Origin of the sequence: Nocardia brasiliensis NBRC 14402 (genome assembly GCF_000308475.2) — a bacterium.
GTDB classification, from domain to species: domain Bacteria; phylum Actinomycetota; class Actinomycetes; order Mycobacteriales; family Mycobacteriaceae; genus Nocardia; species Nocardia brasiliensis.
Genome location: NZ_BAFT02000053.1, coordinates 20,293 through 40,868 on the forward strand (window position 1 = coordinate 20,293; position 20,576 = coordinate 40,868).

At 67.4% G+C, this 20,576-nt stretch carries 19 protein-coding genes and 1 tRNA gene; 16 read left to right on the top strand and 4 right to left on the bottom strand.

The genetic code is table 11. The features are described 5' to 3' along the window. Nucleotides 1–54 precede the first annotated feature (54 nt). The 4 genes from TY25_RS16075 to TY25_RS16090 form a co-directional block, all read right to left on the bottom strand. The gene (locus TY25_RS16075) at nt 55–672 is read right to left on the bottom strand and encodes a hypothetical protein (protein WP_042257046.1); all 618 of its coding nucleotides are present in this window, start codon (nt 670–672) and stop codon (nt 55–57) included. A gap of 483 nt (nt 673–1,155) precedes the next feature. Then, nucleotides 1,156–1,228 (bottom strand) — tRNA-Arg (locus TY25_RS16080). Between the two features lie 101 nt (nt 1,229–1,329). Continuing rightward, nucleotides 1,330–2,049 (bottom strand): DUF305 domain-containing protein, encoded by a 720-nt coding sequence (locus tag TY25_RS16085; protein WP_081868911.1) that lies wholly within the window; start codon nt 2,047–2,049, stop codon nt 1,330–1,332. Beyond that, entirely contained in the window at nt 2,046–2,969 is a 924-nt protein-coding gene (locus TY25_RS16090) for a thioredoxin-like domain-containing protein (RefSeq protein WP_042257047.1), read from the bottom strand. Before TY25_RS16090 ends, TY25_RS16085 begins: the two co-directional genes overlap by 4 nt. A gap of 114 nt (nt 2,970–3,083) precedes the next feature. Between TY25_RS16090 and argS the strand changes: the two genes are divergently transcribed. The 16 genes from argS (at nt 3,084) to TY25_RS16175 (ending at nt 20,557) form a co-directional block, all read left to right on the top strand. Further along, a complete protein-coding gene (gene argS / locus TY25_RS16095; RefSeq protein WP_042257048.1) occupies nt 3,084–4,742 on the top strand; it encodes an arginine--tRNA ligase in 1,659 nt (552 codons plus the stop codon). A gap of 268 nt (nt 4,743–5,010) precedes the next feature. Beyond that, nucleotides 5,011–6,426: a diaminopimelate decarboxylase gene (gene lysA / locus TY25_RS16105; protein ID WP_029903005.1), complete on the top strand. Its 1,416-nt coding sequence runs from the start codon at nt 5,011–5,013 to the stop codon at nt 6,424–6,426. 71 nt (nt 6,427–6,497) lie between these two features. Next, nucleotides 6,498–7,832 carry a homoserine dehydrogenase gene (locus tag TY25_RS16110; protein ID WP_042257054.1) on the top strand — a complete coding sequence of 445 codons (1,335 nt, stop codon included), beginning with the start codon at nt 6,498–6,500 and terminating at the stop codon, nt 7,830–7,832. 104 nt (nt 7,833–7,936) lie between these two features. Beyond that, the gene (gene thrC / locus TY25_RS16115; RefSeq protein ID WP_042257070.1) at nt 7,937–8,998 is read left to right on the top strand and encodes a threonine synthase; all 1,062 of its coding nucleotides are present in this window, start codon (nt 7,937–7,939) and stop codon (nt 8,996–8,998) included. 49 nt (nt 8,999–9,047) lie between these two features. Then, entirely contained in the window at nt 9,048–10,013 is a 966-nt protein-coding gene (thrB, locus tag TY25_RS16120; protein ID WP_042257055.1) for a homoserine kinase, read from the top strand. A 377-nt stretch (nt 10,014–10,390) separates the two neighbouring features. Then, nucleotides 10,391–12,373, top strand: coding sequence for a transcription termination factor Rho (gene rho / locus TY25_RS16125; RefSeq protein WP_088607016.1), 1,983 nt, complete (start codon nt 10,391–10,393; stop codon nt 12,371–12,373). Nucleotides 12,374–13,052: 679 nt separating this feature from the next. Beyond that, a complete protein-coding gene (rpmE, locus tag TY25_RS16130) occupies nt 13,053–13,289 on the top strand; it encodes a 50S ribosomal protein L31 (protein WP_014982060.1) in 237 nt (78 codons plus the stop codon). Nucleotides 13,290–13,377: 88 nt separating this feature from the next. Further along, nucleotides 13,378–14,448: a peptide chain release factor 1 gene (gene prfA, locus TY25_RS16135; protein ID WP_014982061.1), complete on the top strand. Its 1,071-nt coding sequence runs from the start codon at nt 13,378–13,380 to the stop codon at nt 14,446–14,448. Between the two features lie 25 nt (nt 14,449–14,473). After that, the gene (gene prmC / locus TY25_RS16140; RefSeq protein ID WP_042257057.1) at nt 14,474–15,349 is read left to right on the top strand and encodes a peptide chain release factor N(5)-glutamine methyltransferase; all 876 of its coding nucleotides are present in this window, start codon (nt 14,474–14,476) and stop codon (nt 15,347–15,349) included. A gap of 38 nt (nt 15,350–15,387) precedes the next feature. Continuing rightward, entirely contained in the window at nt 15,388–16,053 is a 666-nt protein-coding gene (locus TY25_RS16145; RefSeq protein ID WP_042257058.1) for an L-threonylcarbamoyladenylate synthase, read from the top strand. A gap of 52 nt (nt 16,054–16,105) precedes the next feature. Next, entirely contained in the window at nt 16,106–17,263 is a 1,158-nt protein-coding gene (locus tag TY25_RS16150; RefSeq protein WP_014982064.1) for a glycosyltransferase family 4 protein, read from the top strand. Nucleotides 17,264–17,274: 11 nt separating this feature from the next. Further along, nucleotides 17,275–17,730 (top strand): Cg1360 family ATP-synthase-associated protein, encoded by a 456-nt coding sequence (locus TY25_RS16155; protein ID WP_014982065.1) that lies wholly within the window; start codon nt 17,275–17,277, stop codon nt 17,728–17,730. Between the two features lie 253 nt (nt 17,731–17,983). Then, nucleotides 17,984–18,832 carry a F0F1 ATP synthase subunit A gene (atpB, locus tag TY25_RS16160; protein WP_171904504.1) on the top strand — a complete coding sequence of 283 codons (849 nt, stop codon included), beginning with the start codon at nt 17,984–17,986 and terminating at the stop codon, nt 18,830–18,832. A 75-nt stretch (nt 18,833–18,907) separates the two neighbouring features. After that, complete coding sequence (locus TY25_RS16165) at nt 18,908–19,156, top strand: ATP synthase F0 subunit C (RefSeq protein ID WP_014982067.1); 249 nt, start codon at nt 18,908–18,910, stop codon at nt 19,154–19,156. Between the two features lie 5 nt (nt 19,157–19,161). Continuing rightward, nucleotides 19,162–19,725, top strand: coding sequence for a F0F1 ATP synthase subunit B (locus TY25_RS16170; RefSeq protein WP_029903023.1), 564 nt, complete (start codon nt 19,162–19,164; stop codon nt 19,723–19,725). A gap of 19 nt (nt 19,726–19,744) precedes the next feature. After that, entirely contained in the window at nt 19,745–20,557 is an 813-nt protein-coding gene (locus tag TY25_RS16175; protein WP_042257060.1) for a F0F1 ATP synthase subunit delta, read from the top strand. Nucleotides 20,558–20,576: the final 19 nt, after the last annotated feature.

Here is a 20,576-nt window from a genome sequence, read left to right on the forward strand (position 1 = left end):
CCACGGTTCGAGTGGACGATTCGGCTGATCACGCCGATTCCGTGGGCCGATTGGCTAAGTAGTCCCGATCAGTTCGATCGATGCGATATCCGGGTTCCCCGCGTATGCCTTCTTTGCGGTTTCAACTGCCTTGTTCTCCGCGTTGGCGGCATCATCTGCGACCGAGGTATCGGCAGGGCTTTCCTTAGCCGTCGCTGCTGCCGTTGCCGCTGCCTTGGCGGCGTCGAGCGCGGCGACATTGGCGGCGAGTTCAGCGGTGATGCGGGCAGCCGTCTCATCGCTGTGTTCAAAGCGGGCGGCCTTGTTCGCGGCCGAGATAGCCTCGGTGTTGGCATCGTCGGTGATACTGCTGGCGATGGCAGCAGCTGCGGCGGCGGCGTCGGCGGCAACGGTAGCGGTGTCGTTCTTGGCTGCGTTGACCGCATGGGCAACGGCCTCCTTGACGTCCGACTCGACCCAGGTGTTGCGGTTGCTGTTACCGCCGCGATGCAAGGCGCCAGCGGTTGCGGCGGCCCGAGCGCGGGCCGCGGCACTGCACGCACGGTCTCGATGCTGGTCGATGACCGCCTTGTCCTTGTTGCTGTCCGGGATCGCGGTGAGTTCGACGCTGATGGACGCGCAGGCCCGCAGAGTGTCGGCGTGTGCGGTCGCGGCACCGGTGTAGCCGATCACAGACAATGTCAGTGCTGCTGCCGCAGCTGCGGCAGCACCAGTAGGTATGGCTGAGCGCATGTGTCCATTACCTCCAGTCGTTGGTCAAGAACGAACCGGTCGCATCGCAGGGCAAACCCCGCAGAGGCCCTATCGGCCACGTCGGGCATCCTGTCCTCGCTTGGTACCCCCACTTACTCTTCGGCACCGAACTCGATCTTGATGGAGGCTCGCCGTGGAGACTGTTCACAGGCTCGTACCAGCTACATCGGAGGCCGGTCCGCGGCCAGGGCGAACGCCAGGTCCAGGATCAGGCTGCGCTCGGTGTGCTCGCCCGCGGCGATGCCTCCGAGGCAACTCTTCGCAGGCGATCTCTTATTGACCCTGGAGGCCGCGGCGAAGACTTCGGGGGAAATTGTGACAACTCGTGACATCGAGGCTGGGTGAGTATTCGGACGAGAAAGGCCCCAACCAGATTCGTGCTGGTTGGGGCCTTTCTGTCTGTGCCCTCGGCAGGATTCGAACCTGCGGCCTTCTGCTCCGGAGGCAGACGCTCTATCCCCTGAGCTACGAGGGCGGGATAGGGCCGAGCGGGGCTTGTGGCCGCCGATCGGGCGGGGAAAGCGTATCGCATCGGGGGCCGTGCGCCAAAAAGCGTGGCGGAGGCGGCGGTTGGGGTCAGTTCAGCGGTAGGGGTTGGGCGCCGCGGGCGGTCAGCATGGTGGTGATGAGCTGGGCTTCGCCGCGCTGGGTTTTGTCCATGGTGTCGGCGAGGGTGTGGACTGCGGTGGTGTCGGCGTGCTCGGCGGCGTACTGGATCATCGACAGGCCACCCTGGTGATGGCGCAGCATGAGTTGCAGGAACAGGGTGTCGAGTTCGGTGCCGGTGGCCTGGCGCAGGGCGGCGAGGTCCTGGGGCGTGGCCATGCCGGGCATGGCCACCATCGGACCGGACATGGCCGTGGTGCCGCCGGAGTGACCGTGACCGCCGGGCTGCCCACTCATCCAGCCCATGTAGCCGTCGACGCTCTGTGCGGGCTTGCCCCACAACTGCAGCCAGCCCTGCATCCGACCAACCTGGCTCTGCTGGGTGGTCATGATGTCGTAGGCGAGGCGGCGCACGTCGGTGTCGGTGGACTTGACCAGCACGACGCCGGCCATCTCCACGGCCTGGGCGTGATGGGCCGACATGTCCTGGCTGAAACCGACGTCGACCGCACCCGGGTCCGGTTCGGACGAGCCGGTGAACGGCAGCCGGACGAGCGCGCCGATGGCGACGCCGAGCACGATCGCGCCGACGACGCCGAGCACCAGCAGCGCGGTCCGCTGCCGCTGGAACTGGCCGCCGAGGCCGGACGCGGCAGGTTCGGTGTCGCGTGCCGGCTCGGTCGGCGTCACTGCTGCACCGGCGCCTGCTGACCGGGGATCGGCGCGGGCTGCGGCCGGCCGGGCTGTCCGGGCAGCGGCGCGCCGGGCAGCCCGGGCACGCCGGGTACACCCGGGATGCCGCCCGGCAGACCGCCGGGCATTTCGGACGGATCCGGCTGCAGTCCCTTACCGTCCATCGGCACCGCGTCGGGGCCGGGCGGGGTCGGGTCGAACGGCGGCGGGTTGTCGGTATCGAAGGCGATGGTCGAGCAATCCGCGCCGACCTCGGGATAGGTGTAGGCGTTGAGCCGCAGGGCGGTGATGAACTGGCCGACGCGCTGATCGTCGGCCTTGTCCAGCTTCAGCTGATGGCCCCAGGACTGCAACGAGATCGGGGTGTCCAGACCGGGATACGGCGACATGAGCGAGTACGGCTTGCCCTTGACCTTGCTCGCCAGCAGGTCGCGGCCCGCGGCGTCCACCTTGTCCGGGTTGTAGGTGATCCAGACTGCGCCGTGCTCGAGCGAGTGCACCGCGTTCTCCATCCGGATCGGCTTGTCGTACACGATGCCGGTGCAGGTCGCCCAGGACGCGTCGTGCGGTCCGCCGAACGCTGGACTCTGGTCGTAGGCGACCCGCTGGGTCGGGCCGATGTGCAGTCCGGCCGGATACTCCTTCTTGACCACGCCGGAGATCGACTCGGACGGGTCCTTCCGGTCGGCGCTGGGCGTGTACTTGTCCAGCGCGGCCTTCTCCTGGTACTTGGGTACCAGGCTGTAGGCGAGGGCACCGATCAATGCGATGATGACTACGGCCGCGCCGATGGCCAACCAGGGAATCTGACGATTGTTCTTGGGAAGTTGACCCCGGCCGCCCCCTTTACGGGAGGCCGACAACTTCGCGCCGGCTTTGGTGGCCTTGGCCGATTTGGCGCTGGGACTGCTCGGCATCGCTCGTTGTGCTCTCTCGACGTGACGGATCCGCGTGCTGCTACAGGTTGCGGACGGTTCCGGCGCAATGCCCACTCGAGGTGCACACCCGCCAAGACCATAGGATAGAGACTCGTGACTCCAGCTGACCTTGCAGATCTCCTTCGCACCACCGCGGCGAAGGTGCTCGTCGAACGTGGGCTCGATCCCGCGGTCCTGCCCGACGAGGTCACTGTCGAGCGTCCCCGCAACCCGGAACACGGTGACTATGCCACGAATGTCGCGATGAAGGTGGCAAAGAAGGCAGGCACGAATCCGCGAGATCTGGCGACCTGGCTGGCCGAGGCGTTGACCGCCGCGGACGGTGTCGAGGTGGCCGAGGTCGCCGGGCCCGGCTTCCTCAACATCCGACTGGCCGCATCGGCGCAGGGGGCGATCGTCGAGCAGGTGCTGGCCGCGGGCGCGTCGTACGGCACCGCCGAGACATTGCAGGGCACCCGGATCAACCTCGAGTTCGTCTCGGCCAACCCCACCGGGCCCGTGCACCTCGGCGGCACCCGGTGGGCGTCGGTCGGCGACGCGCTCGGCCGGATCCTGGCCGCGCAGGGCGCGGAGGTGGTGCGCGAGTACTACTTCAACGATCACGGCGCGCAGATCGACCGGTTCGCCCGGTCGCTGGTCGCGGCGGCCACCGGCGAGCCGACCCCGGCGGACGGTTACGCGGGCGCCTACATCGGCGAGATCGCGGGCACGATCGTCGCCGCGCACCCGGACGCCGTCGCGCTGCCCGAGGCCGAGCGGCTCGAACTGTTCCGCGCCGAGGGTGTCGAGTTGATGTTCGCGCAGATCAGGCAGTCGCTGCACGAGTTCGGCACCGACTTCGACGTGTACTTCAACGAGAGTTCGCTGTTCGCCTCCGGCGCGGTCGAGCAGGCCGTCGCGACGCTGAAGAATTCCGGCGACCTGTACGAGAAGGACGGCGCCTGGTGGATCGCGAGTACGGAATACGGCGACGATCAGGATCGCGTCGTCATCAAGAGCGACGGTAATCCGGCCTATATCGCGGGCGATATCGCGTACTTCCAGAACAAGCGGTCGCGCGGATTCGATCTGTGCATTTATATGCTCGGCGCCGACCACCACGGGTATATCGGACGGTTGAAGGCCGCCGCGGCCGCCTTCGGTGACGACCCGGCGACCGTCGAGGTGCTGATCGGGCAGATGGTGAATCTGCTCAAAGACGGTGTCGCGGTGAAGATGAGCAAGCGCGCGGGCACCGTGGTCACGCTGGAAGATCTGGTCGAGGCGATCGGGGTCGACGCGGCGCGGTATTCGCTGGTGCGTTCCTCGGTGAATTCCAGCATCGATATCGACCTGACCCTCTGGACCAGCCAGAGCAGCGAAAACCCGGTCTACTACGTGCAATACGCGCACGCGCGGACCGCGTCCATCGCGCGCAATGCCGCCGAATTCGACTACGACAAGGTCACTGCGGATCTCGCGTTGCTGACCGCGGACGAAGAAGGCGAACTCATTCGCACCCTCGGCGAATACCCGCGCGTGGTGAGCAGCGCGGCGAGCCTGCGGGAACCGCACCGGGTCGCCCGCTACCTGGAGGAGCTGGCCGGTACCTACCACCGCTTCCAGACCAACAAGAACCTGCGCGTGCTCCCACTCGGCGACGAGCCGGTGAGCCCGACCAACGCCGCCCGCCTGGTGCTGGTCAACGCGACCCGCCAGGTGCTGGCGAACGGCCTGGCGCTGCTGGGCGTGAGCGCACCGGAGCGGATGTGAACGGGTTCCGCGAATATCCCACCCCCGCAAAACCATTTGCGGCAGCGGGCAGAGTTGTACACGGGCAGAAGGCCTTTCGTATAGATATGAAGAAGGGATCAGAGCCCGTGAGGGAGCGCAGCGAGCGAACCAAAATTACAGCCGCCTGCGCGGTCACAGTGGAGCCGAGCGTCAGCGAGGTGGTGTCCGTGAGGGAGCGCAGCGAGCGAACCAAAATTACAGCCGCTTGCGCGGTCACAGTGGAGCCGAGCGCCAGCGAGGCGGAGCTGTGAGCGCGCATCCGGCCGGTCCCCGGCATGCTGAGATTCCGCACGCGCCGAGTTTGCCGGAGCGGCCGCGGGATCCGCAGCAGATGATCGATCTGCCCGCGAATGTGTGGCCGCGCAACGCGAGCCGTGATTCCGACGGTGTCGTGCGGTTGGCGGGCGTGCCCGTGCACGAGTTGGCCGCCGAATTCGGCACGCCGCTGTTCGTGGTCGACGAGGACGATTTCCGTTCGCGCTGCCGCGATATGGTGCGCGCCTTCGGTCCGAATGCCCGGGTGCATTACGCCTCGAAGGCTTTCCTGTGTGGCGAGATCGCGCGCTGGATCCGGGACGAGGGCCTTTCGCTGGACGTGTGTTCCGGCGGCGAACTCGCGATCGCCCTGCACGCGGGGTTCCCGGCGGAGCGAATCGCCTTGCACGGCAACAACAAATCCGCCACCGAGTTGGAGGCCGCGGTGACCGCCGGGGTCGGCCACGTGGTGGTGGACTCGCTCATCGAGATCGAACGCCTCGAGGCCATCGCGGGCCGCGCCGGTGTGGTGCAGGACGTGCTCGTCCGGGTCACCGTCGGCGTGGAAGCCCATACCCACGAATACATTTCGACCGCGCACGAGGATCAGAAGTTCGGCTTCTCGATCGCCGGGGGCGACGCGATGGAGGCGCTGGCTCGCGTCTTCGAGGCGGACAACCTGCGCCTGGTCGGCCTGCACAGCCATATCGGATCGCAGATCTTCGAGATCGACGGTTTCGAGATCGCCGCGCGTCGCATGCTGCGCCTGCTGCACGACGCCATCGAGAAGTTCGGCGTGGAACGGACCGCGCAGATCTCCACGCTGGATCTCGGTGGCGGCCTTGGTATTTCGTACCTGCCGAACGACGATCCGCCGCCGCTGGACGATTTCGCCGCGAAGGTGCGCGACCTGGTCGCCGCCGAGGCCGCGAGCATCGGCCTGCCGGAGCCGAAGATCGCGGTGGAACCGGGCCGGGCCATCGCCGGGCCGGGCACCGTCACGCTGTACGAGGTCGGCACCACCAAGGACGTGTCGCTCGACGGTGGCCTGCGCCGGCGCTACATCAGCGTCGACGGCGGCATGAGCGACAACATCCGCCCCGCGCTGTACCAGGCGGACTACGACTGCCGCCTGGTCTCGCGCACCTCCGAGGCCGCGGCGGTAGTCGCGCGTGTGGTCGGAAAGCATTGTGAGAGCGGCGATATCGTCATCCGGGACACGTGGATGCCGGAGGATGTCGGCCCCGGCGATCTGGTCGCCGTCGCCGCGACGGGTGCGTACTGCTATTCGATGTCCAGCCGATACAACCAGTTGACCCGGCCCGCCGTGGTCGCGGTGCGTGACGGACAACCGCGACTCATTCTGCGCCGGGAAACGGTGGCGGACTTGCTCAGCTTGGAGGTGTGATGAACGCAGTATCGCAAGGCGATTCGGTCAGCGGTGGTGGCCGGTCGGCGGTCGGGCCGAATTCGGCTCAAATGGTATGGGGGAGAGACCAGCCCATCGGTGTCGCGGTGCTCGGCATGGGCAATGTCGGCACCGAGGTGGTGCGGATTCTGCGGGAGCATGCCGAGGATCTGCGTTCCCGGGTCGGCGCGCCCGTCGTGCTGCGCGGCGTCGCGGTCCGTGATCTGGCGACCGATCGCGGTATCCCGACCGCGCTGCTGACCACCGACGCCGACGCGCTCGTCGCGCGCGACGACGTCGACCTGGTGGTCGAGGTCATCGGCGGAATCGACCCGCCGCGCCGACTGATCCTGGCGGCCTTGAACGCGGGCAAATCCGTGGTGACCGCGAACAAGGCGCTGCTGGCCGACTACACCGGCGAGCTCGCCGCCGCCGCCGAACGCAACCGCGCCGACCTGTATTTCGAGGCCGCGGTCGCCGGCGCCATCCCGGTGGTCCGCCCGCTCATCCAGTCGCTGGCCGGTGACCGGGTGAACCGGGTCGTCGGCATCGTCAACGGCACCACCAACTTCATCCTCTCCGCGATGGACGAGACCGGCGCGGATTACGCCGACACGCTGGCCGAGGCCACCCGCCTCGGCTACGCGGAGGCGGACCCGACCGCCGACGTGGAGGGCTTCGACGCCGCGGCCAAGGCCGCGATCCTCGCCTCGCTCGCTTTCCACACCCGGGTCACCGCCGCCGACGTGTACCGCGAGGGCATCTCCAAGATCAGTTCCGAGGATCTGGAGACCGCGTCCGCACTGAACTGCACGGTGAAGCTGCTCGCCATCTGCGAGCGGGTCGCCGCCGGTCCGGGTGAGCCGAGCCCCGAGGAGGGCGGCAAGGAGCGGGTCTCGGTGCGCGTCTACCCGGCGCTGGTGCCGCGCAAGCATCCGTTGGCAGCCGTGAGCGGGGCCTTCAATGCGGTGGTCGTCGAGGCGGAGAACGCGGGCAGGTTGATGTTCTACGGCCAGGGCGCGGGCGGCGCGCCCACGGCCTCCGCCGTGCTGGGAGATCTGGTGATGGCCGCGCGCAACAAGTTCTACGGTGGCCGTGCGCCGGGCGAATCGGTTTATGCTGAGCTACCGATCGCACCGATCGGCGATACACCCACCCGCTACCACGTGAACCTGCAGGTGGAAGACCGTCCCGGGGTCCTGGCCGCGGTGGCGGGCGAATTCGCCAAGCACGGGGTGAGCATCTCGACCGTCCGCCAAGAGGGGCACGGCACGGGAGCCCGCCTGGTCGTGGTCACCCACCACGCGCTGGAATCGGCGCTCGCGGACACCGTCGCCGCTCTGGCGGAGATGGAATCCGTCACATCCATCACCAGCGTTCTCAGATTGGAAGGCACCGAAGAATGAATACCTCCAGGGGCGGGCAGCCGGCGGGGTGGGTAAGTACAGGGGGTCGGCAGCCGGCGGAGCCGGCGGGGTGGGTAAGTACAGGTGTGGCACCGCAGGCCGGAGTGCACTCGCGCTGGCCGGGTTTGATCGCGGCCTATCGCGACCGGATCGCCGGTGCGCGGGACTGGGAGCCGGTCACCCTGCTCGAGGGCGGTACGCCGCTGGTGCCCGCACCGCATCTGTCCGAGCTGACCGGGTGTGAGGTATATCTCAAGGTCGAGGGCCTGAACCCGACCGGCTCGTTCAAGGACCGCGGGATGACCGTGGCCATCACCGACGCGAAGTATCAGGGCCAGAAGGCGGTGCTCTGCGCGTCCACCGGCAACACCTCGGCATCCGCCGCGGCCTACGCCACCCGCGCGGACATGACCTGCGCGGTGCTCATCCCGCAGGGCAAGATCGCGATGGGCAAGCTGGCCCAGGCGGTCATGCTGGGCGCGAAGATCATCCAGGTGGACGGCAACTTCGACGACTGTCTCGAGCTGGCGCGCAAGGTGACCTCCGATTTCCCGAGCATCGGCCTGGTGAACTCGGTGAACCCGGCACGCATCGAGGGGCAGAAGACCGCTTCGTTCGAGATCTGCGACGTGCTGGGCCGCGCGCCCGACGTGCACGCGCTGCCGGTCGGAAATGCGGGCAATATCACCGCCTACTGGCGGGGCTATCGCGAGTACTACGCCGACGGCGTCACCACGCAGCTGCCGCGCATGCTCGGCGTGCAGGCCGCGGGGGCCGCACCGCTGGTGCACGGCGCCCCGGTGAGCGACCCGGAGACCATCGCGACGGCCATCCGGATCGGTGCGCCGGCGTCGTGGAACGCGGCGGTCGCGGCCAAGGAGGAATCCGGTGGGGCCTTCCGCGCCGCCACCGACGAGGAGATCCTCGCGGCGTACCGGCTGGTCGCGGCGAGCGAGGGCGTGTTCGTCGAGCCCGCGTCGGCCGCCAGCGTCGCGGGTCTGCTCGCGGCGCGCACCGAGGGTTGGCTGGACTCCGGCCTCACCGTCGTGTGCACCGTGACCGGTAACGGACTCAAGGATCCCGACACCGCCCTGCTGGGAATGCCGCAGGTGCAGGCGATTCCGGTGGACCCGGTCGCGGTCGCCGCCGAGCTAGAGCTGGCCTGAATTGAATTCGAAGGATAGTCAGCTGGCCGAACGGCGACGCGGTTCGGCGATGAGCCGGACGCTGCCCGCGGGTATTTCGGTGACCGCGCGGGTGCCCGCGTCCACCGCGAACCTCGGTCCCGGATTCGACTCGCTCGGGATGGCGCTCGGCATGTTCGACGAGATCGACGTGCGCACTACCGATTCGGGGCTCAGCATCCGGGTCGAGGGCGAGGGCGCCGACGATGTGCCATGGGGCCCTTCGCATCTCGTGGTGCGGGCGATCGAGCGCGGTCTGGAGGCCGCAGGCGTCTGGGCCGACGGCCTCGATGTGGTGTGCCGCAACGTGATTCCGCATTCACGCGGGCTCGGCTCGTCCGCCTCCGCGGTGGTCGGCGGGCTGGCCGCGGGGTGTGCCATCGCGGCGGAATTCGATTCGGCGCTGGCCACCTCGGACGACCAATTGGTGCAGCTCGCATCGGAATTCGAGGGGCATCCGGACAACGCGGCGGCCAGCGTGCTCGGCGGCATCGTGGTGTCCTGGACCGAGACCGACCGGGCGGCCGATATCGGCCGTGACGGCGTCCCGGTGGCCGAACATCACGGCCGGGTCTACCGGGCCGTCCGGCTGGACGCGCATCCCACACTGCGTCCGGTCGTGCTCATCCCCGAGGAACGGTCGGCGACCGCGCACACCAGGGGCTTGTTGCCCGAGGTGGTGCCGCACGGTGATGCCGCGTTCAACGTCAGCCGGGCCGCTCTGGCCGTGGTGGCGCTCACCCAGCGCCCCGACCTGCTGATGCCTGCGACGGCCGATCGGCTGCACCAGGCCCAGCGTGCGCCCGCATTACCGCTGACCACCACCTGGATTTCCCGGCTGCGAGCGGCCGGTATCGCGGCCACCGTCTCCGGTGCCGGACCAACCGTCCTGGCCCTCGGGACCAGTGAATTCCCTGCCGAACTCCGTGAACTCGCGGCCCTGGACGGCCTGCGGGTGGTCGAGCCGGGACTGGCCGACGGGGTCCGGATCGACTGACGGCGCGTCTGCCTTGCCGATATTCGCAGTGTGCAGCTATCCTGAGCGAGTCCGTACATCGTGCGCATCAGACGCCGGTGCTTCATCAGGGCAATCGCTCCAGCAGGCTCCAGGCTCGAGCCTCCAGGCCATGGGGGTGCTGCGTAGCTGCGCAACTGGAATGATCTCTCCCACCTCTCACCACCGGTGGCGAAGCGGACGGACGCATCCGAGTCCGGCAGAATGCCCGGACTGCGGGACGAACCCTCGAAACAGCACACGGCAATCGAGGGAAGGAAAGGATTTCCGTGACAGATACGGACCTGCTCGCGACACCAGGGGTGGAATCCAACCCAGCCTCGGGCGACCGCGAAAGTGACTCCGGACAGATTTCGAAGATGAGCGAACAAACCGACGTCGCACGATCGGGGCTGACTGGAATGTTGTTGCCGCAGTTGCGCGCGCTCGCGGGGGAGCTCGGTATCCGAGGCACCTCCGGAATGCGCAAAGGTGATTTGATCGCCGCCATCAAGGAAAATCAGGCCGGAAAACCGGCGAAGGGTGAAAAGCCCGAAGGGGGACAGGCCAAGTCCGCGGTTTCCGCCAAGGCCCAAACGTCCGGTAATACCGAAGCTCCCGCCGCCGCGCCCGCCCGGGCCGAACAGGGCACCCTCGATGTCGGCACCGCCCCGGTGAAAAAAGAGGCGCCCGCTGCCGAGGCCGCCGCACCGGCGAAGGAAAAGGAAGCTCCCGCGAACCAGGCCCCGGCCGAGAACGCGCAGCCCACCTCGAACGAGTCCGACGACTCGGGTCGCGAGGGTGGTCAGCGTGGTCGTGGTCGGCAGCGGCGCGGCCGTGACCAGGCGCGATCCGGCGGCGGCGAGGCCGCGGCCGATGCGCGTGGTGACGAGCCGAAGCAGGACTCCGAGCAGGGCGAGCGGCGCCGCGAGCGCAACCAGTCGGGCGAGCGTAACCAGTCCGGTGACCGCAACCAGTCCGGTGACCGCAACCAGTCGGGCGAGCGCAACCAGTCCGGTGACCGCAACAACCAGAACGGCAACGGCGGCAACGCGAACGGCGGCCGGAACAACGACCGCAACAACGCGCGCAACGACGACGACGAAGAGGGCGGACGCGGCCGGCGGGGCCGGCGGTTCCGTGAGCGTCGCCGCGGGCGCGACCGCGAAACCGGTGGCGGTGGCGGCGAGGCCCGCGAGCTGGAGATCCGCGAAGACGACGTGTTGCAGCCGGTCGCGGGCATCCTCGACGTGCTGGACAACTACGCCTTCGTCCGGACCTCGGGCTACCTGGCCGGACCGAACGACGTCTACGTCTCGATGAACCTGGTCCGCAAGAACGGCCTGCGCCGCGGTGACGCGATCACCGGTGCGGTGCGCGCCCCGCGCGACGGCGAGCAGAGCAACCAGCGGCAGAAGTTCGATCCGCTGGTGCGCCTGGACACGGTCAACGGTGGTGAGGTCGAGGCGGCCAAGCGGCGCCCCGAGTTCAGCAAGCTCACCCCGCTGTACCCGAACCAGCGTCTGCGCCTGGAGACCCAGCCGAACAAGCTGACCACCCGCGTCATCGACCTGATCATGCCGATCGGTAAGGGCCAGCGCGCCCTGATCGTCTCGCCGCCGAAGGCCGGTAAGACGACGATCATGCAGGACATCGCGAACGCGATCGCGATCAACAACCCTGAGGTCTACCTCATGGTGGTGCTGGTCGACGAGCGTCCCGAAGAGGTCACCGACATGCAGCGTTCGGTGAAGGGTGAGGTCATCGCCTCGACCTTCGACCGGCCGCCGTCAGACCACACCTCGGTCGCCGAGCTCGCCATCGAGCGCGCCAAGCGACTGGTGGAAATGGGCAAAGACGTTGTGGTGCTGCTCGACTCGATCACTCGACTCGGGCGTGCGTACAACAACTCCTCGCCTGCGTCGGGCCGAATCCTTTCCGGTGGTGTCGATTCCACCGCGCTGTACCCGCCCAAGCGGTTCCTCGGCGCGGCGCGCAACATCGAGAACGGCGGCTCGCTCACCATCATCGCGACCGCGATGGTGGAGACCGGATCCACCGGTGACACGGTCATCTTCGAGGAGTTCAAGGGCACCGGTAACGCGGAGCTCAAGCTGGACCGCAAGATCGCGGAACGGCGGGTGTTCCCCGCGGTGGACGTCAACCCCTCCGGCACTCGTAAGGACGAGCTACTGCTCAGCCCCGACGAGGCGGCGGTGCTGCACAAGCTGCGCCGCGTACTGTCCGGCCTGGACTCGCACCAGGCGATCGATCTGCTGATCGACCGTCTGAAGAAGTCCAAGAACAACCTCGAGTTCCTGATGCAGGTCAGCAAGACCGCGCCGGGCGCACTCGACGAATGAGTTCCTGAGTTGTACTGCCGAAAGGGCCTCGCCACCGCGGGGCCCTTTCGGCGTCTGCGGGCTGAAGAACATCAGCCCGATCATGGCCGCGCCGCTGATCATGAAACCCAGAATGATCGTCGAGCCAGGCACCGCGCTCCCCTCCGGAGCGGTGTTCGTGGTCTCGACATGGACGGCGGCTTGCGGAGTCGTAGTCGGAATATCCGGCAACGCACACCAGCCGACCGCGACAGCGAGAAGCAGCAGACCGAAGATCGCGGACGCGACTCGGATGTTCACAAGTTCTCCCTTCTGTCACGGCACGCCGATGTGCACTCGACACTCGAGATGGCTTTCACGCTTTCGAGGGCTGTGCTCACGCCGCGAACCGGCCCGAGGTCTCAACTCTATGAACGTCGCTGTTCGTGTTCGTGAGTAGCGGACTACCCGACTTCAGGGTTCCTGAGACAGCGTCGATGCGCGTGCCCGAACTTCCTGGGGCGACAGTGGCGGGGGGTCTACCTAGGGCGGGAACAAACCACCCGCCCGGGGTGTTTTGGGAGCGTAGCGACAGTTCTGGCATACTGAACGGTCGTTGCGTCTGCTCACTCGAGCAGACCTCCCGCCTAAGTCGGCTCCGGTTCACGTTCCCGCGATTCCGCGCGTGAGCGACCCGGCGGCCAATATCGAGAGGACACCCATGAAGGCAGGAATCCACCCGACGTATGTCGACACCACGGTCGTCTGTGGTTGCGGCAACACCTTCCAGACTCGCAGCACCAAGGAGTCGGGACACATCACCGTCGAGGTCTGCTCGCAGTGCCACCCGTTCTACACCGGCAAGCAGAAGATCCTCGACACCGGTGGCCGCGTGGCCCGCTTCGAGGCGCGCTACGGCAAGCGGGCCGGCAAGAAGGCCGACTCCGACGCCAAATAGCTTCCTCGCCGACGCCCGGTCCTGCGCTGCAGGCCGGGCGTCGGTGCTTTGTGAGGGGGACAGGGAAACTAGAGAAGGAAGCGAAGCTGTGACGCAACCGTCCGCGATCGACGACATTCTGGCCGAGCACGCCGGCCTGGAAACGCAGCTGTCCGATCCGGCGCTGCACAACGATCCGGGCGCCGCGCGCCGGGTCGGCAAGCGGTTCGCCGAGCTCGCGCCGATCATGGCGACCTACACCAAGCTGAAGTCCGCGCGCGAGGATCTGGCCGCCGCGCAGGAACTCGCCGCCGACGACGCGGCGTTCGCCGCCGAGGTCCCCGACCTGGAACGCCAGGTCGGTGAGCTGGAGCAGGCGCTGGCCGATCTGCTCGCGCCGCGTGACCCGCACGACGGCGACGACGTGGTGCTCGAGGTGAAATCCGGTGAGGGCGGCGAGGAATCGGCGCTGTTCGCCTCCGATCTGGCCCGCATGTACGTCCGCTACGCGGAGCGGCACGGCTGGAAGGTCGAGATCCTCGACGTCACCGTGTCCGATCTCGGCGGCTACAAGGACGCGACGCTCTCGATCAAGAGCCGCGATGCCGCGCGCGACGGCGTGTGGTCCCGGTTCAAGTTCGAAGGCGGCGTGCATCGCGTGCAGCGGGTGCCGGTGACCGAGTCGCAGGGCCGGATCCACACCTCCGCCGCGGGCGTGCTGATCTACCCCGAGCCCGACGAGGTGGAAGAGGTGCAGATCGACGAGAGCGACCTGCGCGTCGACGTCTACCGGTCCTCCGGCAAGGGTGGTCAGGGCGTCAACACCACCGACTCCGCGGTCCGGCTCACCCACCTGCCCACCGGCATCGTGGTGACCTGCCAGAACGAGCGTTCGCAGCTGCAGAACAAGGCCCGCGCCATGCAGGTGCTGGCCGCCCGGTTGCAGGCGCTCGCCGAGGAGCAGGCCGACCAGGAGGCGGCGGCGGGCCGAGCCAGCCAGATTCGCACGGTCGACCGTTCCGAGCGCATCCGCACCTACAACTTCCCGGAGAACCGGATCACCGACCATCGCATCGGCTTCAAGGCGCACAACCTGGACTCGGTGCTGGACGGCGACCTGGACGCGCTGCTGGACGCGCTCGGCAAGGCGGATCGCGAGGCCCGAATGGCCGCGGAATAACGAGCTTTCGGGCAGAGTTCGCGAGATGTCCACGACCAGAGTGGCGTTGCGCCCCGCCATCAACGATGCCGTCGCGGCGTTGCGGGCGGCGGGGGTGCACAGCCCGCAAGCCGACGCCGAACACCTTGCCGCGCATGTGCTCGGTGTGCAGCGCAGCCGGTTGCTGATGACGCCGCTCATCACCCCGGGGGAGCTGGCCGAGTACCGCGCGCTGGTCGCGCGGCGGGCGGAGCGAATTCCGTTGCAACACTTGACCGGAACCGCGGCGATGGGCGATATCGACCTGGCGGTCGGGCCCGGTGTCTTCGTACCGCGGCCCGAGACCGAGCTGCTGTTCGCCTGGGCGCTGGCGCAATTGGCGGCGCTGCCGCATGGCCACGCGCCGATCGTCGTCGATCTGTGCACGGGTTCCGGCGCGCTCGCGTTGGCCATCGCGCATGCCCGGCCCGACGCGGTGGTCCATGCCGTCGAACTCGATCCGGCCGCGCTGCGGTGGGTCCGGCGCAACGCCGATCAGCGCGGCGCCGACGGGGACACCCCGATCGTCCTGCACGCCGCCGACGTCACGGATCCGAACCTGCTGCGCGAGCTGGACGGCCGCGTCGACGTCGTGGTGTCCAACCCGCCCTACATCCCCGAGGGTGCACAACTCGATCCGGAAGTGGGCGACCACGACCCGCACCTGGCCCTGTTCGGCGGTCCGGACGGCCTGGACGTCATCCGCGGCATGCTGCCCACCATCGTCCGCCTGCTGCGTCCCGGCGGCAGCACAGCTATCGAACACGACGACGCGAACGGGTCCGACCTGGCCGCGCTGCTCGCCGCCGCCGATTTCGCCGACATCGTCGAGCATCCGGACTTAGCGGGCAAACCACGCTTCGTCGCCGCAAATCGCCCCTGAAAGGTGGTCGGGGCGAGCCCGCGTGACAGGATGGTCCGGTGAGTACCGTCTACGACTGCGCGGATCCCGACCTGCGCGCCGCCGGACTGACCGCAGCCACCAGCGCGCTGAAATCCGGCCGGCTGGTCGTGCTGCCGACCGACACGCTCTACGGTCTGGCCGCGGACGCCTTCGATGCCACCGCGGTGAGTTCGCTGCTCGCGGCCAAGCGCCGCGGCAGAGACATGCCGGTGCCGGTCCTGGTCGGTTCCTGGCACACCATCGACGGCCTGGTCTTCTCGGTGCGCCCGCAGGCGCGGGAGCTGATCCGGGCGTTCTGGCCCGGCGGCCTGAGTCTCGTTGTGCAGCAAGCGCCTTCGCTTGCCTGGGATCTCGGCGACACCCGCGGCACGGTGATGCTGCGAATGCCGTTGCACCCGGTCGCCCTCGACCTGCTGCGCGAGGTCGGCCCGCTGGCCGTCTCCAGCGCCAACGTGTCCGGGCAGCCGCCCGCCAAGACCGCCGCGGAGGCCCGCGAGCAACTCGGCGACCTCGTGGGCACCTACCTCGACGGCGGGCCCGCCGCGCACGCCGTCGCCTCCACCATCGTCGACCTGACCGCCGATCAACCGCGCGTGCTGCGCGAGGGTGCCGTATCGATCGGCGATATCGCCGACGTCCTCGGCATGTCGCCGGAGGCGCTGTCCAGCGCCTCCATCCGATGATCGATCAGGCGCCGGCGCGAATGGGTGACCCGATGCTCGGGCGGTGCCGCGGATGACCGGTTCCGGTGCGGTGGTCCCGCTGCGGGAGCTGCTGCTCGTCCTGCTCATCTCCGCGGTGATCACCTTCCTCGCCACCGGCGGAATCCGCACGCTCGCCATCGGTTTCGGCGCCGTGGCGGTGCCGCGGGAACGCGACGTGCACGTCAAGCCGATCCCGCGGATGGGCGGCGTCGGCATTTACGTCGGGGTGGTCGGCGCGATGCTGTTCGCGCATCAATTGCCCGCGCTGCGAAGGGGTTTCGACTACAGCCCGAACATTCCGGCGGCGGTGCTGGTGGCCGCGACGATCATCGTGGCGGTCGGCATCGTGGACGACCGCTGGGGCCTGGACGCGCTCACCAAGTTCGCCGGGCAGGTGACCGCCGCCGGTGTGATGGCCGTGATGGGGCTGAGCTGGTACAGCATCTACAACCCGTTCAACAACACCACGGTGTTCCTGGACGCGCTGCAGGGCGGCCTGGTCACCGTCGCGGTGACCGTCACGCTGGTGAACGCGATGAACTTCGTCGACGGCCTGGACGGATTGGCGGCCGGGCTCGGCCTGATCGCGGCCATCGCGGTGTTCGTGTTCTCGCTCGGCCTGATGAACGAGCAGGGCGGTTCGGTGGACACCTACCCGCCCGCCCTGCTGGCCGCCGCGCTGGCGGGCGCCTGCCTGGGCTTCCTGCCGCACAATTTCCAGCCGGCCCGGATCTTCATGGGCGACTCGGGCTCGATGCTGATCGGGCTGGTGCTGGCCGCGGTCTCGACCAGCGCGTCCGGGCGCATCCCGCTGCAGGGTTTCGGCCCGCGCGACATCGTCGGCCTGCTGTCGCCGCTGCTGCTGGTCGGCGCGGTGATGTTCATTCCGGTGCTGGATCTGGTGCTGGCCATCGTGCGCCGGGTGCGCGCGGGTGTGAGTTTCTCCACTCCGGACAAGATGCACCTGCACCATCGGCTGCTGCAGATCGGGCATTCGCACCGGAGGGTGGTGTTGCTCATCTATTTGTGGGTCGGCATCCTCGCGTTCGGCGCCGTCGGCACCGCGCTGATGGACCGGCGCCTGGTCATCCTGCTGATGGCGGGCGGCTTGGTGTTCGCCCTGGTGGTGACCGCGATCCCCGGCCTGCGGCGCGGGGAGGAAGCCGAGCACCATCCGCCCTCCGGGTAAGGTTTGCAGGCGTGAGCTTTGTTCCTACCCCTGTTCCCGGTCCGGACGCCCCGCTGAAGGCGGCGCTGCGCTACGGCTTGATCGGGCTGGGTGTGCTGGTCGTGCTCGCCGTCGCGATCGCCACGGCGGTCGCCGGCGTGCCCGGCCTGTGGGGTGCGCTGCTCGGTGCGGCCATCGGCGGTGGCTTCATCCTGACCACGGCCGCCGTGGTGTTGTTCGGCGCGAAATTGCCGCCGACCACCGCGGGCATGGTGATGCTGGCCAGCTGGGTCGGCAAAATGCTGGTTGCCCTGATCGTTATAGCGATCTTGAATCAATTCGCCTTTTATGACCGGATCGCGCTGTTCCTGACCGTTGTCGGAGCGCTGGTAATCGTGCTCGGCGCGGAGACGTACGGCGTTCTGCGACAGAAGGTGCCGTACGTGACGGTGCCCGATGTGCCGAGCGACACAGCTACCGGCGAGTAATAACCGCCACCCCCCTACACGCTGTCGTAGATAACTTGGTAAAGTGTTGGTAAGCAAGCTGCCAAGCGAAGGGTGGTCACCCCGACCGCCCCGAGTGACGCTATGCTTACTGCCGTGCCGGGCTCCGAGGGGTTCCGGTTCTGCATGTCGACGATGTCGCCGACACACGTACAGACGCCAGGTGGAATCCCAACCCGCCGCACAGCTGCTGACGAATTTCGAGCCGACCTGAGTCGACCCAAATTGATCGTCAATGTCCGATCGAACCGCGGGATCAACCGAACCCACGGCCCGAACACGGGAGAGAACGCTGAGCGTCACCACTTTGGCGGGCGAGTTCCACGCGCCATCGCTAACCGACTTCTTCCCTCCAGCGCTGCTGTTCGAGGGTACGCCGTTCGAACTCGATCGTTTGATGGCGATCCGGCTTCTGATGACCGGTGTCCTGATTGTCGTGATGATGCTCGCTTTTCGCAATCCGCGTCTCATCCCGCGCGGGTTGCAGAACGTCGCGGAAACCGGTCTGGTCTTCGTCAAGGAACAGATTTGCGACGAAGTTTTGGGCAAGGAATCCGGACGTAAGTTCTTCCCGCTCATCGCGACCATCTTCTTCGCGGTCCTGTTCCTGAACTTCTCCGGTGTCATTCCCGGATTGAACATCTCGTCGAACGCTCGAATCGGCATGCCGCTGGTCCTGGCCGTCATCGCGTACGTCGCCTTCAACTACGTCGGCATCAAAAAGTACGGATTCTTTACGTACCTGCGTAGCAGCATCGTGGTACCGAATGTGCCCCCTGCGCTCCACGTACTGCTGATTCCGATCGAGTTCGTCTCGACCTTCATCCTGCGTCCGTTCACGCTGACCGTCCGACTCATGGCGAACATGCTGGCCGGACATATCATGTTGGTGCTGTTCTTCAGTGCTACCTGGTTCTTCTTGTTCGACGCCGTCGCGTGGATGAAAGTGTTCTCGCCCTTCTCGCTCCTCGCGGGATTCGCGTTCACTCTCTTCGAGCTGTTGGTCATCTTCCTGCAGGCCTATGTGTTTGCGCTGCTGACCGCCGTTTACATCGGACTCGCACAACACGCAGATTCACACTGACCTGCCTGACCGAACGTTAAACCTGCTACACCTCGTCGACCGGCGGGTGTGCAACAGAAAGGGAATGGAAGACTCATGAGCCTCGCGTACCTGGCCCAGGAAGCCGCAACCACCTCTGAGAAGATCAAGGGCTACGGCGCCATCGGCTACGGTCTGGCGGCAATCGGCCCGGGCATCGGCGTCGGCATCGTCGTCGGTAAGGCCATCGAAGGTATCGCCCGTCAGCCGGAGCTGCAGGGCACCATCCGGACCAACATGTTCCTCGGCATCGCGTTCACTGAGGCGCTTGCCCTGATCGGCCTCGTCGCCGGCTTCATCTTCTGATTCCGATGAACGAGTTCTCTGTTCTCGCAGCGGGAAGCGGAGAGGATGTGAATCCTCTTCTCCCCGAGACATACGACATCGTCTGGTCCGTGGTCTGCGTCGCGATCATCGCGGTTCTCTTCTACAAGTACGTGATCCCACGTCTGATGAAGGTGCTCGACGAGCGCGCCGACAAGATCGAGGGCGGCATCAAGCGCGCCGAGGTCGCGCAGGAAGAGGCCCAGCTCACGCTGCAGCAGTACCAGCAGCAGCTGGCCGACGCCCGGCTGGAGGCGGCCCGCATCCGTGAGGAAGCGCGCACCCAGGGCCAGCAGATCCTCGCGCAGATGCGCGCGGAGGCCCAGGCCGAAAGCGACCGCATCGTCGCCGCTGGTCAGCACCAGCTGGAGGCGCAGCGCCAGCACATCCTGACCGAACTGCGCACCGAACTCGGCCAGACCGCCGTAGATTTGGCCGAAAAGATTATCGGACAGTCGGTTTCGGACGAAGCTAAGCAGGCTGCGTCCATCGAGCGGTTCCTGACCGAACTCGATGACGAGTCGAAAGCCGGCATCGGGGTCGGAAGGTAGCGACGCGAAAGTGAGAAGCATGTACGCAGCGAGCCGCGAGGCCTGCGCCCGGTCTCGGGAGGCGCTCAGGGCCGCTCTGACCGGAAGCGACAGTGTCGCGGCCACAACGGGTTCCGAATTGTTCGCCGTTGTCGCCGTGCTGGACGACCAGCGTTCGCTGCGTGTTGCGCTCGCGGACGTGTCGGTGCCGGGTTCGGCCCGGGCCGAGCTCAGCGAACGGGTCTTCGGTGGGAAGGTCAGCCCGGCCACGCAGGCGGTGCTGACCACCGCCGTGGCCCAGGACTGGTCCCGGACCACCGACCTGGTCGACACCCTGGTGTTGCTCGGGCAGGAGGCATTGCTCGAGTCGGCCGCGGACACCGGCCGGCTCGACGCGGTCGAGGACGAACTGTTCCGGCTCGGCCGGATCGTCAGCGACAACCCCGAGTTGGAGCAGGCCCTTTCCGATCGGACGAAGCCGGCCGAGGCCAAGCGGGCACTGATCGAGCGGCTGCTCAACGGCAAGACCGAAACCATCACCCTCACCCTGGCAGAACAGGTGGTGGCCAGGCAGCAGGGCTCGGTCGGCGCCTCGGCGTTCGACGAGCTCTCCGACCTGGCAGCGGCTCGTCGTGACCAGATCGTCGCGCATGTCCGCGCGGCCATCGCACTCTCGGCACAGCAGCGGGAGCGGCTCGCCGCATCGTTGCACCGTATCTACGGCAAGCCGATTCAGGTGCACGTGCAGGTCGACCCGAGTCTGCTGAGCGGGCTGGTCGTACACGTCGGCGACGACGTGATCGACGGCAGCGCCATCGGCCGACTGGAACGGCTGCGTCGGTCCCTGGCCTGACGCACGCCCGGGTTCACCC